The sequence below is a fragment of the Paraburkholderia nodosa genome, assembly GCF_001718195.1.
Classification (GTDB): domain Bacteria; phylum Pseudomonadota; class Gammaproteobacteria; order Burkholderiales; family Burkholderiaceae; genus Paraburkholderia; species Paraburkholderia nodosa_A.
The window spans coordinates 51,932-66,944 of record NZ_MCNV01000029.1; the positions used below are offsets into that span (position 1 = coordinate 51,932).

Genomic DNA, 15,013 nt, shown 5'->3' on the forward strand with positions numbered 1-15,013 from the left:
TCCGGAGGTTCAGCGCGTCAGTAATACTGACACCTTGACGTCCGCTCGAGGTACAACGTGCGGTGCGGGTCAGGTCGGAACGAAAGGCCGAAGTGTCGGTACTACTGACACCGCACGACGTCGTCCGAGCCGTGGGGCCATGTCGGGTTCAGCGCGTCGAAACCTCGCGGGCACGCGCTCTCCGAGCGCTCCCTGTAACTTCCCTTATTGCCGACACTCTAGTGTTACGGGCGTATCGCTTTGGGGACGAAAAAAACCCGCAAAGTTGCGGGCTTCTGTCCAATAAGTTCGATTACTGCTGCGCGCTTGGTTCTTCCCTGTAAAGCTCGCTGATAAGTTGCCGGATTCGAGTCTCTTGAATTTCGCTAAGGGACCCGGTCTTGATTTTGACGGTGAACGAGTTCACGTCCTTCGTAATGCTCCCGGCCTGTTCCTTTCCCGAAAAGAACTTCGCGATACTCCGCTCGCGGGCCGCCGCTCTCGAACCCTGACGGGTGGCCTGCGCTACGATCGCGGCAGCATATCGTCCCTGAAGAATTTCTCCTTTGACAACGTCTGGCCACAAGTCCTTTGCCGCAGCCAAACCGGCAGCGCCATGCTTTTTGATAGCCGACACAATTTCTTCTGCAGCATTGCACCCAAGCAGCGCGGGCTGCAAGTCCAATTGATCCTTAATGAAATCAGGCAGCTTGTCGAACGCCAAGAACTGATACAGTCCGGTGCGAGACATACCGAGGGACTCGGCGAGCCGCTTTCGATTCGGAAACTCTGCTTCCGCACGACGCAGCGAAATCGCAATTTCATAATCGGCTAGGTTGGACCGCCCGATGTTCTCTACCAACGCAAGAACAACCATGTCCTCATCAGAGCAGTCGACTATGACCGCCTTGATTTGCTCCATGCCCAACATCTTGTGCGCACGCAATCGCCGCTCGCCAGCGACCAGCTGGTAGACGGAATCAACGCGCCGCACCGCCACCGGCTGAACCAACCCCTTTTCGCGAATAGACTCGGCAAGATCCGAAAGCTCGGCCTCGGCAAAAATCCGCCGCGGTTGCCATGGATTAGGCACAACCTCCGCAACAGGAATCGTTGCCTGGCCACCACTCGCTTCCAACTCTTGAATTTTGAGTTGTGCGGCTGCCAACGCCCCTGCCATCCCAGGCCCTGTCTTCGGCTTCTCGACCGCGAGCTTGGTCGCGTCCATCTCATCGTCAGAGATTGAGGACGTCTTCCGGAGGTTGGCGGTTTGGAGAGCCATACGGTCACGAATACTGCTCATTGTGCGAGACTCCATTCGTCGATGTACATGTTGTCAATCCACCTGCAGTATTCAACCAGTGGTTGGCGTACACGCTGCACCGTCTTTGAGACCCCGTCGGATTTGCTGAGGTCAAACACTGTCGAGAGCGCGAGCGCGCCGTTGCTCATCACCGAACTCGCGGGAATCTCGGTGGTGGTCAGCCAGTCTTCGTAGGCGCGTTGCGTCCACGAGCGTACGATGGGTGCTGACGACGTCGGGCTTGTATCCACCTTCGACAGAATCACGGAGATGAAGTCGTAGACCTTGTCTGACTCCTTCTCCATGAAGTTCGCGGCAATATCCGAAAACAGCCCCCAGAACGATACCGAGCTGATGAAGTCCAGGCTCTCCGGCACCAAGGGCATCACCATCGAATCAGCTGCCATCAGCGCGTTCAATGTGAGGTAGGAGAGGGAGGGAGCTGTGTCCAGAATGATGTAGTCGTACTTCTTGCGCAGCGGCTCCAGGCCTTTGCGCAGGATTGCCCAAAACTGATAGCTCGGGCGAGTCTTAAGCATCGAGGGGATGAAGAACTCAGCACTGAACAGCGATGGATGCGCGGGAATTACATCCAGCCCGTCCCAGTAAGTTTCCTTGATGGCAGATTCCAGTCCGCCTTCCATCTCCTCGTTATAGATAAAAGGCAGAACGGTCGAATCCTCGTCGACCTCGTTCTCGGCATAGAGTCCACAGAGTTCGGACAGAGAGGCCTGCGGGTCCAAGTCAACCACGAGCACCTTCCGTCCGCGCAACGACAACCCTTGCGAGATGCACATCGTCGTCGTGGTCTTCGTCGACCCACCCTTGAAGTTGGCAACCAGAAGAATCTTGCCGTCGGCGTCGCGACCAGTCACGAGCGGCGACTGATAGATTTCCGACAACTGTTGTACGTAGGTACGCGCCTCGGCCAAGGTGAACAGGCGGCTACGGCCCGTGCCGTGCGCAACGCCCGGCGGCAACGCGCTTCCTTCCCGCGTCGCTTGGTAGTGGAGCTTGGTTCGGTCCAAGCCGCACAGGTCTGCCACTTCGGCAGTCGTAAAGTTTGGCGGCGCCTTTCGCGGCCTCGGCGTGAGGATTTGCTCGCGCAGCTCCGCCGTCAGCCCGTCCAGTTTTTTCGCAAATTTGGCAATCTTCGCCAGGGGAACCTTGCGTGTGATAGCGGGAAATTCGGCTTTAGACATGGTTTTTACACTTTCACCGGAAATCGGGACGAAGCGTAGAATACTCGAAAACATTAGAAAAATCGCTTCCAGATAGTAAGTTTCTTAAATTTTCCACCTAACCCATTGGAAAACAACACAAAAAGATCGAACGAAGCAACGGAAGGGCCAGAATTGGCGGTTCGTGCGCAAGCATTCCGACGTTTCATGGTGAGAAAAATTGTTGAAATTCGCTGGAGGAGTCGGTGGAGGAGGGGTGAAGGTGGGTGAGAAGAATTGTTGAAATCTGCCAATTGATGCGCCCTGCCTCGCACTTTCAACAATTTCTCTCACCATCCAATTGCAGGCATATCGCCTTGGCACACAACGCGAGGCACCTTTGCCTCAGAAACCTCCTCCGCAGCCTGGTCGTAAGTCGCCCGGCAGCCCATAACGTAAGCGTTGAACGCAGGGTCGACGGCAACTTGCCTACAAAAGTGCTCACCATCGTCCACCGGCTATCGACTTATCCACAGATGCCCAGACCGCAACCTGCCGTGCGGCGAGCCTTGTTACGGTTCATGCCGGTAAACCGAGCAGCCCAGCTGCGCTGCGCCACAAAAGCACTCACCATGCTTCAACAAAACGACTCACCCATTTCGAGCGATTTTCGGCCGAGGACCCCGTCAGGTAAGGCTTTCCGCAACCGGGTGCAACATTCAACAAAAATGCTCACCGTCAATCTGCGGCCACAGAATCCCTCACTTTGCGCTGGTAAACTTCTCACGCTCGCAATGGATTTCTCCTCACTTTCGGTCCACAAAAGTCCTCACCTCAGGCACAAAACTGCTCACCTACATGGGACTAACCCATTGTTTTTAAGAATCTTTGTTTTTCGCTGTAGTTTGTTCGTTCGTTTTGCTTTTTAAGAGATTCTGAAAAACATACAACCGTCGCCCCGAGGCTTTCTGCCTCTCGAAAGCAGAAAGGTGAGCAGATTTGTTGAACGGACATGTGCCTAGAGGAAGGTGAGCAGATTTGTTGAAACGGTCCCCGTCATGGTGAGTCTTTTTGTTTTGACATCTCACCTACGTGTGCTACAGTCTGCGCGACCGGCAACTAGGGACAGGCACCTCGATGGCAAACAACATCATGACGCGCGCAACCTCGCGCCAGCTGTCGTTTGAGCTGTTCGAGGAGATGCTCGCCACCGATACGCCAATCAACGAATCGACGAAGGAGATTGGCTATCAGCGTAACAACGTTTTTATCGACATTACCGATGTTGGCATTACAGCCAGGCGATTCCTGGATGCAGCGCACTTCATCGTGGCGCAGGAGCCGACCACCCCGAAGGTTTATGACGTCGAGCTGAGCTACTTCCGATGGCTCATGCGTTATGACAGTTACAACTACAAGCACCTGCGAACAGTGGTGTCCGAGGCTCAAAAAGCCTTAATTCAAGTTTCGGCCTCGCCCCCTGGCAGTACGTCCGCGGAGGACGAGAAGTGGGTGTCCGTACAGCTCATCGGTATCGTGGGTATCGACAAAGGGCGCATCACTTTTGCGGTTCCTGAGCCGCTCATTCCGCACATCAAGGACCCGGTAAAGTCGCACTGGTTGAGTCTGAGAATCACCTCTGCCTTTACGCTTACCTATGCTCGAGCCATTTACGACCACGTCATCGGTTACGTGGCGGAAGGCATAACCGAGTGGATCGAAATCGATGTGGTACGTGCTTGGCCAGGGAAGGCTGCGTCGACTGCAACCGAATTCAAGTATTTCAAACGCGACAACCTCGACAAGGCGGTTAAGCAGATAAACGCAGTCTCGGACATCGATCTGAGCTACGAGACTCGCACCGTGAGCCCGAAGTCGAAAAAGATTGACCGGATTCGTTTCAGGCTGACGCGAAAGGAAACCGCTGGGGCCGTTCGAGCGAGCCTGCTTGGCGCGCAAGAGATATACACGACGCTGAAGAACGAATTCGGTTTCACAGAAAAGCAGTTCAACACCATCTCGCAAAACCGCGCCGTGTGGTCGGATGAGCGTATTCTTCAGGCGATCGAATACACCCGCGCCAAGGTCGACTCCGGCCAAGTCAAGAAGAGTCCGGGCGCCTACCTGCTAAAAGCTATCACCGACGGCTACAAGCTATCGGACGCTGATCGCAAAATGCTAACGGTACAGCAACAGCAGCAGGAACAGGAGAGGGTGGAGTTCAGCGCGAAGCAATTGGCGACAGCGGCCGTCGCCGCAAGCACTGCGGCGGCAGAGGAGCGCAGCAAAACACAGACCGTCGAGAATGCTGACCTCGGCCGTGAGGCGTATCACAAGGCGGACGGTAAGGCGCAAAAAGACTTCATGCGTTCCTTTATCGCCTCCGCGGCCGGTAAACTGGCCATCAAGCGGGTGAAGCTCAACCCGGCGACGATTCATGAGTCGGACGTGCTGGCGCATAAGGATCTATCCTTTGCGCTCTACTCGTTCGTGTTTCTGCGCACCAAAGCGAAGGCCGCCTCCAAGGCTTAACGGTACGCGAGCTCTCGGCTTTACACCTTGTAGACCTGCTCAGCATCTCCCTCTAGCTCGCTAGCTCGCATTCGCGGTTGTTGCGTTAACCGAGACCGTTTCACCACCATGCTTCTCGTGCGGCAGCTGAAGGTGGCCGCGTCGCGGATGCACCTCCACGCTTTGCCTATTGAGTTGGAGACAGACCGGTTGATGGGTAGCGCGCATATCGATCTTCCACTCGATCTCGCTTTATGACGGGTATTCACCTTCCGCAACAATTCGTCCGGATTGCCGAGTTATAGGTCGGGTGCGTGAGAGACCTGATCGAATGGCATTGAAAATAGAATGGCGATTTTCCTAGCTGAGATTTCGCATCGCGTGCAAGCGAAAATCCGCATCAGCATAGTTGGGCATCAGCAGGGATCGATCGATAGCTGTTAGAACGCACCGTGGTGCGATCGCCGCTATGCGTTACCGAACCCGCGCGTCGTGAAGCAGGAGGCCCGAGGCGCCCAGTCAGGCAAGAATACTGCCGACCTGCCTGTTTCAAGCGTGATGGATCACATGCGGCAAATCTTGTGGGTCGTCACCCGCAGGTGAGTGATTTCCGCCTCGCAGTTCGTCGACGCGCGGCGGGCGTTGACGAGCTCGTGCATCACCCGCCCGCTTTCCAGTTCCCGCTTCCCGATTGCCAACTGCATCTAGAAAGCATCCCCTCGAGTCTGCGCGGGCGAAACATGCACGGTCATGGGAGTGGATCCAGCCCGGCGCGGTCTGCTGCTGGGCGCCAGATACACCCGAGCCCGGCCCGGTCGCACAACAAGGCCCAAGCCGAGTAAGGGATTGCGGCGTCTTCGCTGATCCAGCGGCGCACCTGCCGACCGCCGTATTCTGACAAGCCGAGATAACGCGCAACCGCGCGTCCCGGCAAGCCGGTGCGACGGATAACCTCCTGAATTTCGGCTCCGTTCGGCTGTTCCCAGCCGTCCTCCGCCGATCGCAGGCAGGCGGCCCGGATTTCAATTTGATAGCTCATCCTTACCTCGAACCGCTAATTCTTCCATGTACTTCGTGACGATCCAGTCCCGACGGCTTACGCCGAGGGGGAAACATGCGCGCTGTGGCGCTTGACGACCCCGGTTGGTGGCCGCCTTGGGCTCTACCGCATCGTCCCGCCGCTTACGCGGCGCTCCGGTGCTCTTCCCATGTTCGACTTGCGGTCATGAGGACACCGTGCGCCTCGATCCGAGCATGCGGCGCGCGATACTCCCGTGATTATCCAGCCCCCACGGCTCGCGCCGCGGGGGAAATACGCGCCCTGCGGGCGCTTGACGACCCCGGCCCATGGTCTGCCTGGGCTAAACCGGATCGTCCCGCCGCTGACGCGGCGCGCCGGCGCTCTCCCCATGTCCGACGATGCGGCCACGGGGGACCCCGTGCGCCTCGATCCGGGCGCGCGGCGCGCGCGATGCTCCCGTGATTATCCAGCCCCCACGGCTTACGCCGCGGGGAATACACGCGCCCTGCGGGCGCTTGACGACCCCGGCCCATGGTCTGCCTGGGCTAAACCGGATCGTCCCGCCGCTGACGCGGCGCGCCGGCGCTCTCCCCATGTCCGACGACGCGGCCATGGGGGACCCCGTGCGCCTCGATCCGGGCGCGCGGCGCGCGCGATGCTCCCGTGATTATCCAGCCCCCACGGCTTACGCCGCGGGGAATACACGCGCCCTGCGGGCGCTTGACGACCCCGGCCCATGGTCTGCCTGGGCTAAACCGGATCGTCCCGCCGCTGACGCGGCGCGCCAGCGCTCTCCCCATGTCCGACGACGCGGCCATGGGGGACCCCGTGCGCCTCGATCCGGGCGCGCGGCGCGCGCGATACTCCCGTAATTATCCAGCCCCCACGGCTTACGCCGCGGGGGATACACGCGCCCTGCGGACGCTTGACGACCCGGGCTGGTCGGCCTGGGCCGTACCGGATCGTCCCGCCGCTTACGCGGCGCGCCGGCGCTCTCCCCATGTCCGACGATGCGGCCATCGGGGACCCCGTGCGCCTCGATCCGGGCGCGCGGCGCGCGCGATGCTCCCGCGATTATCCAACCTCCTGGCCTGCAGGGGGATGGACGCCAGCGCGCGGCAGTTCGGTTAGCGTCGCGACAGATCGCGAGGCTAACACGGTGGCGGTTGCTGGTTTCCAAGCGCCTTGCGGACGGCGTCGACCTGTTCGGGCGTGAGCCGCGACACCGCTACAGACGTGGCGCGCTCGTAGATCATCAGGCCGTACACTTCAGCCAGGGGGCGCGCTTTCGCACACAGCGCCCCGCCCTGGCCACGCGATTCCTGTGCGCACCAGTAGTTGATTGCCTGTTCAATTTCAGTAATGGTTAAGACGGTAGTCATGGTTGCGTCACGGGCCCGCGCGATTTCTACGCGGGCGTTGAATATTATTAAGGATGTCAAAATTTAATGCAGATTCCCGTCGTGCTCCATGAGCGTGGCAACAGGTGCGTAGGGTGGCACGCGCTCGAAACCAGCCAGGGCGACGCGGGCGATGGCGCGCAATTCCTCGCGACGCATCTCTACCGGATTGCCGTTGTGATCGAGCATGCTGGCAATGCGCCGGAGCGCATCGGCGGATTGTGCCGCCGCGTCAGCCGACAGGGCCATGCGATATAGTTCGCCGCGAACGATGTCACGGTCTCCGTACTGCCAAACAGCCAGGAGCGGCAGCAGCGCGGACAGCCACGTAGGACGGGTGTTGAGCAGATCCATGTGAGATCCCCTTTCTGGGTGCGCCCCGACCGCAAAGCCGGGGCGATCCGGTTAGCCGCGCAGGCGGCGCAGTTCGTCAGCCAGCACCCACAAGGCACGATTCAGACGGATGTTTTGATCGATGCCCGCGACGGCTCGGGTCGTGGTCGCCTTGCCCTTCGCGTTCCGACCGTGCAGCCCACCGCGAATCATGTTTTCCTGCACACGGTTGAAGGTGGTCCAGATATCGGAGCCCTGATCCTCGACGCGACGCGGCGCGAGAATCTGCCGTTCCGTCACTGGCACAGGCGCGCCCTCGTCGTAGCGCAACGCGAGCGCTGCGCGGGCGAAGGCGACCTGTTCGCCCTCATCGAGCACCGTTGCCGCCATCCCTTCGCGTTGCGCTGCCGTCTCATCAAAGCTTTTCACCACCTTGAATGCGCCTTCGATGACCTCGCCAATCACATCACCCTTGTGCGGGATGCGGATATCGTTCGTCACGTTGCCGCATACGATGCCGTTCTGGCAGGCCCAGCGAATCATTCCGGCGATCATCTGGTAGCTCGATGCGCCATTGTGCGAGTTGACCAGGATAACCTCGTTGGCTTCGCGACCGCCGATCTGGTCGGCATGCCTCAGGCGGATCATGTGCTTGGTGAAATCGCGCATGTCTTCATTGCGCACTCGGGTCTGGCAGACCATGAAAGGCTGAAACCCTTCCTTGCGCAGGGCGTCGAGTACATCGACTGTCGGAATGTAGCTGTAGCGCGCCGAACGGCTTTCGTGCGCGGTGTGGGCAAGAATGGAAGGCGCAACCTCTGCAATCTGGTCATTCGTCAGAGGATGCTGCGAACGCAGCGCGACGGCATTCCCGCTAAAACGAGTTGTAAGCTTGTTCATTTGATTCCCCAATGAAGGAGCCAACCCGGCCCGGGGGCCGGGGCCGGTCGGTTAGTCGATGGCGCGCAGGATGTTCGCGGCTTCAACGTGCTGCGTGGCGAACTCACGCAACTGGTGGTAACGCTCGATGATCGTGTCATCAAGGGTCTTTTCCGCGAGGTGACAGAGGGCGAAGAGGGTGACGGTAATGCCGAAGGCATCCGCGCCCATCATGTCGCTGTAGCCGTTCATATGCCAGCGCACATGCACGCGGCCCGAATCGGCCGGAGCCATGTAAAAGCCGTCATTGGAGAGGGAGAAGAAATGCCAGAAACCTCCCTCGTATCTGCTGCACAGACGAGCGGCCCAGTCATACACCAAGGATTCCCCTGTGAGGTAGTGACGACCGAGGTAGCGCAGTAGCACTTTCAGGCGCAACTCGTCGGGAACGACAGAAGAAGTAACGCGGTTTTGAACTTCAGTGGTCATCGGATTTCTCCGGTTCGGCCATCGCTTCATTGCGAGGCACACGTTTATATTAGGGCTAAAAGCCCTAACTATAAATGAATGATTACGGCTTTTTGATTGGATGTGTATACTGAAATAGATGATAAATCATATTTTTCAATTGCCATTATAAGGGCTAAAAGCCCTATATAATAGAGTTGTGCCTCGCAATGAAGCGATGGCCGAACCGGAGAAATCTGATGACCGAACCCACCTCGAACGCAGCCGGTGGAATTCAGTACGTTCCATACAACCGCCTTTGCCTGTCATCCCTGAACGTTCGCAAGAAAGCGCCGACCGGCATCGAAGCCCTGGCCGAAACCATTGGCGAAAAAGGCTTGATGCAGAACCTCGTCGTGCATGAAATGAAGGGCCGCGCGAAGTTGCCGAAACTTGGCGTATGCGCGGGCCAGCGCCGCCTGGCTGCACTCGACCTTTTGGTTGAGCAGGGGCGGATTACTAAAGACTACGAAGTACCTGTCCTGATCGTCAGCGAGGGCGAAGCCGTCGCCGCGTCGCTAATCGAAAACCGCGAACGTGAGGCGATGCATCTGGCGGATGAGTGCGTGGCATTCCGGCTGCTGATGGAGGAAGGAAAGAGCGTGGCGCATATCGCAGCGCTGTTCGCGGTGCCGGATGTTGCGGTACGCCGCGCGCTGAAAATCGCCAACCTTTCGCCGTCACTGCTCGACCTGTTGCGTAATGACAGGCTCGACTACGAACAGGCGAAGGTGCTGGCCCTGGCTGATGACCGCGCGACGCAGGAACGCGTATGGGGCGAAGCCGTCAATAGCTGGCAGCGCCGACCGGACGAGTTGCGCAAGGCCATCACGCTCGCGGCAATCGATGCACGCGAAAGCGCCCTGGCGCGGTTTGTTGGCCTGGACGCCTACGAGGCGGCAGGCGGACGCGTGAGGCGCGACCTGTTCAGCGACGACGCAAACGCGGGATACCTGGAAGATGCCGAACTGTTGCACCGGCTCGCAACGGAACGGCTGATCGAGCTATCCCAGGCGGTCGGAAGGGAAGGCTGGCAATGGATCGAGGCACGGACGCAATACCCGGCGATGGAGATCCTGCGTTGTGGCCGGATCGGCTCGACCACCCGCAAGCCGACGAAGGACGAGAAAGCCGAACTGGCCGCGCTCACCGCAACGACCGACGCCGCTCAGGCCGCGCTAAACGCGTACAACGACGAGGACGGTGAGCCGGACGAAGAACGGGGCGAGCGTCTGGAGGCTGAGGCCACGGCGGCGACGTTTGCCGTGGACCAGTACGCGGAGCGCTTCGAGGCGTTCGACCCGGAAGAGATGAAGCAGGCAGGCGCATATGTCTATCTCGATGACGAGGGCCGAGTCTGTATTGAGCGGGGGCTGGTGCGACGCGAGGAGGCACCGACTGCGCAGGCACGCGCAACGCACGCGGTGAGCGCAGGTGCGGCGCGCGCACCGAAGGAGCGTCCGTTGCACGGAGAGAAGCTGTGCAAACGATTGACCGCGCACCGTACCGCCGCCGTCCAGATCGAGCTTGCGCAGCAACCGACCGTAGCCCTTGCTGTGCTGATGCAGCGCATGATTCCGGTCGTTTTCGATGACGTGTACGGGCGCGCGTATTTGGACTACGCGGTCAGGATCGACGTGCACACGACGCGCGAGGCGCTGGTATCGAATGCCGACGACATGGGCGAGAGCGTGGCCTGGGAGGCACTGGAAGGCGAACGCGAGAAGTGGTCACGCATGCTGCCCAGGCGCGCGGCAGACCTGCTGCCATGGCTGCTGGAACAGGGCGAGGACGTGCTGTCGAATCTCTTCGCGTTCTGCGTGGCGGCGACGGTGGACGGGATCAGCAGCGCAGACCGCCCGCACGCGGTGAACGAGATCTCGAACACGCTTGCGGTGGATCTTTCGCGCTACTGGAAGCCGACGCGCTCCGGGTATTTCGAACACGTGGCGAAAGACCGGATTGCTGCCGTTGTGGGCGAAAGCGTATCGCCCCAGGCGGCAAGCGAAGTGCGCGGCATGAAGAAGGACGCTGCAGCGACGACGGCGGAACTTCGCATGACGGACTCGGGCTGGCTGCCGGAAGTGCTGCGTAACCGGGAGGTACCGGAGCGCGTCACGTACGGCTACCACGAGGATGACGAGGAGGAATACGACGAAAACGGCGACGCCGCTGCAGCCGAAGCGGACGGAGTGTCCGAAGCGCAGGCCTCGCCTGGCGAGGAGGAAGACGCGCCGTACTGAGCGCGCGTCGCGCGCATTCGAGTAGTCCACACGAAGCCGTCCGGATGGAAGTCCGGGCGGTTTTTCATTGCACGTGCGAATGCAGGGTCAAATTACCGGCGCTCATGCCGGTTGGTCTTTTTCGGGGGGCACCGGGTCGAACGGGTTGGGCCAGTACTGTTTGACCTTGGCATCTGCGCGCGCTATGCGTTGTTCGTGCGTCAACAGGTGTTTCTGCTCAAGCGTCAGTTCTGCGGTGAGCCAGTCGTCGGGCAGCTTTGCACCGACAGGCGCAATCGGGCGCCGCTCACGCACCGCGGGGCGCGCGGCCGCCACAGCCGGGGCCACGCCAGTTTCACTGTCGGGCACACCGCGTTCGGCTGCTACCGGGTTAGCCGCCTGCCTTGGCACGTCTGCGGGAGCGCGACTGACTGCCGGGCCAGTTTCCGCCTGTGGCGCGCGCGTGAGGCGGGACACGATGCCCCGTTCGCGCCGGATTCTTTTGAGTGTCAGAGCAAAGGTCTGATAGGTGAAGACGAGTCCGGTTGCGGCGAGTTCCTGGATGATCGCGGCGTACCGGACGCCCGAGCGAATGGCACGTTCAACGCTCTCGAACACGTCGCGAAGCTGGGCGGTCTTGGACCGGCCATCGGACGAAGCCGCGAGGGTGTCGAGGCGTTGCGCGCGTTGTACCGCAATCAGGGCGTCCATTTTGAGCGCTCACGTCAGGGGGAACGGACACAGTATGCCGCGAATGATCGAAAGGTGCATCCTATCTGTTAGGTATGCGATCTTTCATGATCCGCAGGCCGTCCAGAAATGATTGAGCGTCGATTCATTTTGGTCCATACGTGATCTATCGACCGGCGCTTGGCTGCGGGGCGAGGCACGACGTATATGTAGACGGAAATGCTGACGCATTTCCGTCTACATATAGCGTGCTCCAAGGGGATACCCCTTGGAGAACCCGGCAGCCGCCGCCAACGAGCGCGCTCGGCGCTGCTTTGCAGACAGACCGGTGGCACGTGCGTCTGGGCGCACCAGGAGTTTTTCACCAAAGGAATTGTATGCGCATCTTCGCAAAGGCGTCGGCGTGCGCGATGTCCGTGAGCACGAAATTGGCGTGCTCCCAGCTGTGCACTTCGGGCTTTTCATGCGCGGGCGGCGACGGGACCCTGGCGACGGCAGTATATTCTCAGCATTGTTCCTGGGGAGTCCGATGAAACTCAATTCTGCAAGAATGCTTGAGATCATGGAGTCGAGCCGCGAGTACCTTGCGGGCGAGCTGGCCAGGCGATTCGATACGTCGATGGTGCAGATCAACGACATGCTTTGCACTCTTGCCGAAGACGGTCTTGTGCGCATGAGCAGTCAGTCATCACGCATCGTCCGCCTTCAACGGCTGTCGTTCGCGCCCCGAACCATTGGCACCGCTTGTATCAGACACGGCTACACGCGCAGCTGTATCCATCCCACCGTTCGCCCGCCAGATGCATGGCGGGTTTCTGGACTACAAGGCTTCGCTCCTGCGCGTGCACAGCCTCGCAATGCTCGTCCGACTCTCACACTGAGCGCAACATGGAACTTGTCGAGCGGGATCACCCCGGGACGGTGAGGCGACATCTGAGTGCTGAAGAAGCTGCAGCTGTGCGGCGGTTCTGCGGCGACGGACAGCAAGTGCGGCCTGAGGACGTCAGACTCGTGGAAGCCGTGCTCGAAGAGATGCACGACGGACGACATGTGCGTCTGTGGCTCGAGTGCGACTGCGTCAGAGCACCCGGTGGCCGGCCGCGGTTGACCGCTCGGATGCGTGAAGACGGCCCGCGTCATTTCGTGCGCATGCATCAATACGGCGAGCACCACTGCGCCCTGGCGTCGTTCCGGCAGACACCGGAGCCGGAAGACGTTGAGCCGGACGATGATTGCGCGCGCCCTGGCCAGCACAATCCGCTCAGACCAGTGGGCGACGCGCTTGACTACCTGGATGATCTGAATGAAGGCGCGGCACGACCGGGCGGCTCGACGGGATCAGGGGGCGGCGTTGGCGAAAGGGGGCGCCGCCTGCCGCGGCTCGGACGCATCCTGCACACGCTTCTTGACGACGCCGGGTTCGCACGGCTGCACGTCGACGCGTTAAATGACAAGTCCAGAACGTGGGAGCGGCTCGAGGCATATGCAGCAGATCAGGCGCTGAGCCCGCAGCTATCACTCTCGCAGATACTCTATTTCAAGCCATGGACACATCTCAACGAGAAGATGACAGAGGTCGACGCCCTGGTATGGCCGAAAAAGAAGGCACGCAGTGCGCTACTGCTGTTCGTCGCCGACGAGCTTCGCGCAGGCGCTGCAATCAAGAAAACGAGCATGGGCGAGTGCATTCTTCGCCCGGAAAAGGGTATCCGCGCCGGAGGCCGCGATCAGCGACTGACGCAGCCCCCTTACTGGGTGCTCGGCGTGGTAGACCGCGATCGCGACGGCAACGCGCGCGTTCGGGAAGCGTTCGCGCAGCATGCGTATTCGTTTGCGCGCCCCGTACCTCTGGACAGCCGGTATGAGCGAGTCACGCTGAAATTGCTGTTCGACGTCATGGCGTGGGTCAAAAAGCACGGCGTTGACGTGACGCTCTGGAAACCGCTCTTTGACCGGGAGGTGAGGCGGACCGACGCGCCGAGCCAGTGGTGCCGCCCCGACTTTGAACTGACGTTCCGATCGGTGGCAGCGGTTGGCGTTGCGGCACGGCTGCACCGTATCGTCATCGAGACGATGGGCGCCGACGATCCTGACTACCTCGAGCGCAAGTTGCGTACTCAGGAAATCATGAAGCGCCGCGGCATTCTGATCGAGCATCGCGTCGCTGATGATGCTGCCCAGAAGGAACGGGACGACGCGTTTTTCCGCAGGGTCGCAGCAAAGATCCTGCATCTCGCCGGTGTTTCGCAGACCAGGCCAGTCTGAACGATTCACGGTGCCCCGTCAGCCGCTCATCTTTCTGATTGATGCTCCGCTTCTTGCCGGCGACTCACGCGCCATCACCAGCGCGACGCCGACCACGACGCCTGGGTAGCGGCCATGCTGGGGGGCGTCACAGCTTGCCGACCGTTGTGAATATCGTTGCGGCCGTGCGCAATGGTTGACGGCTGCGGGGCGCCCATTACCGAATGCGCCTTTTTCAACATTACCGGGCCAACTGTCAAATCCCGTCTGCTGCCAACCGCGATGGTCGTCCGGCCGATAAATGCGACTAACGGTCTTTCGGCGCCCAACCTCCCAGCATAGGCAGACGGTGCAAAACCCCCGTCTCCAGCAAGTGAGGTAACTGCGGGAGTGGTGTACCTCCTGACGTGTCGGGCTCGTATCGATCCGATGGCCTGACGCTTGGCAGCGAGACGGGCTTCCTGAGCGGCGAGGGCGGAACTGGTCGCGCACGTGCGGCGGCCCGGCGCGCCCGGGCGTCGCTGCCCCCGGCGCGGGACACGCGGCAGGGCGGCCTTTTCTGATCAGGATGGCGCGCTTGCGGAGTGACCGGTGGTAGTGGCCGTGGTGTTCCGCTTCATCCATGACACAGTTACGTCCCTGCTCCCTGTACGAGGACGTCAGATCGCGGATTGGCCGCTCATCAAGTCCGTGGCTTTGCGACCATCAGCGCTCGCCGCCCGGGTCAATTTAAACTTCCGAGGCTTGACGACACCCCGGGTACG

The 15,013-nt window shown here is 60.3% G+C and carries 12 protein-coding genes; 3 read left to right on the forward strand and 9 right to left on the reverse strand.

Features of this window, described 5'->3' with window-relative positions; genetic code table 11:
• Positions 1–292: 292 nt before the first annotated feature.
• On the reverse strand, positions 293–1,282 hold the full coding sequence (locus BFD71_RS32660) for a ParB/RepB/Spo0J family partition protein (RefSeq protein WP_069268387.1): 990 nt from the start codon (positions 1,280–1,282) through the stop codon (positions 293–295).
• Complete coding sequence (locus tag BFD71_RS32665) at positions 1,279–2,484, reverse strand: ParA family protein (protein ID WP_069268410.1); 1,206 nt, start codon at positions 2,482–2,484, stop codon at positions 1,279–1,281. The genes BFD71_RS32660 and BFD71_RS32665 overlap by 4 nt, the downstream gene beginning before the upstream one ends.
• A gap of 1,095 nt (positions 2,485–3,579) precedes the next feature.
• Here BFD71_RS32665 and BFD71_RS32670 point away from each other — a divergent pair.
• Complete coding sequence (locus BFD71_RS32670; RefSeq protein ID WP_069268388.1) at positions 3,580–4,974, forward strand: replication initiation protein; 1,395 nt, start codon at positions 3,580–3,582, stop codon at positions 4,972–4,974.
• A gap of 542 nt (positions 4,975–5,516) precedes the next feature.
• On the opposite strand, the gene BFD71_RS41640 is transcribed toward BFD71_RS32670, so the two are convergent.
• The 6 genes from BFD71_RS41640 to BFD71_RS32695 all read right to left on the reverse strand — a co-directional run bounded on the left by BFD71_RS41640 (position 5,517) and on the right by BFD71_RS32695 (position 9,075).
• On the reverse strand, positions 5,517–5,657 hold the full coding sequence (locus tag BFD71_RS41640; protein ID WP_176732989.1) for a hypothetical protein: 141 nt from the start codon (positions 5,655–5,657) through the stop codon (positions 5,517–5,519).
• A 44-nt stretch (positions 5,658–5,701) separates the two neighbouring features.
• Positions 5,702–5,992, reverse strand: coding sequence for a transcriptional regulator (locus BFD71_RS32675; protein ID WP_069268389.1), 291 nt, complete (start codon positions 5,990–5,992; stop codon positions 5,702–5,704).
• A 1,133-nt stretch (positions 5,993–7,125) separates the two neighbouring features.
• Positions 7,126–7,356, reverse strand: a complete 231-nt coding sequence (locus BFD71_RS32680) for a DUF3717 domain-containing protein (protein WP_069268411.1) — start codon at positions 7,354–7,356, stop codon at positions 7,126–7,128.
• A 63-nt stretch (positions 7,357–7,419) separates the two neighbouring features.
• On the reverse strand, positions 7,420–7,728 hold the full coding sequence (locus tag BFD71_RS32685) for a hypothetical protein (RefSeq protein ID WP_069268390.1): 309 nt from the start codon (positions 7,726–7,728) through the stop codon (positions 7,420–7,422).
• 51 nt (positions 7,729–7,779) lie between these two features.
• On the reverse strand, positions 7,780–8,607 hold the full coding sequence (locus tag BFD71_RS32690; protein WP_069268391.1) for a DUF932 domain-containing protein: 828 nt from the start codon (positions 8,605–8,607) through the stop codon (positions 7,780–7,782).
• A gap of 51 nt (positions 8,608–8,658) precedes the next feature.
• Positions 8,659–9,075: an antirestriction protein gene (locus BFD71_RS32695; RefSeq protein WP_069268392.1), complete on the reverse strand. Its 417-nt coding sequence runs from the start codon at positions 9,073–9,075 to the stop codon at positions 8,659–8,661.
• 218 nt (positions 9,076–9,293) lie between these two features.
• Here BFD71_RS32695 and BFD71_RS32700 point away from each other — a divergent pair, with 218 nt between their 5' ends.
• Positions 9,294–11,336 carry a ParB/RepB/Spo0J family partition protein gene (locus BFD71_RS32700; protein ID WP_069268393.1) on the forward strand — a complete coding sequence of 681 codons (2,043 nt, stop codon included), beginning with the start codon at positions 9,294–9,296 and terminating at the stop codon, positions 11,334–11,336.
• A gap of 102 nt (positions 11,337–11,438) precedes the next feature.
• Here BFD71_RS32700 and BFD71_RS32705 read toward each other — a convergent pair whose 3' ends face one another.
• On the reverse strand, positions 11,439–12,026 hold the full coding sequence (locus BFD71_RS32705; protein ID WP_069268394.1) for a hypothetical protein: 588 nt from the start codon (positions 12,024–12,026) through the stop codon (positions 11,439–11,441).
• 867 nt (positions 12,027–12,893) lie between these two features.
• On the opposite strand from BFD71_RS32705, the gene BFD71_RS32710 reads away from it, so the two are divergent.
• Positions 12,894–14,270: a hypothetical protein gene (locus tag BFD71_RS32710; RefSeq protein WP_069268395.1), complete on the forward strand. Its 1,377-nt coding sequence runs from the start codon at positions 12,894–12,896 to the stop codon at positions 14,268–14,270.
• Positions 14,271–15,013 lie beyond the last annotated feature (743 nt).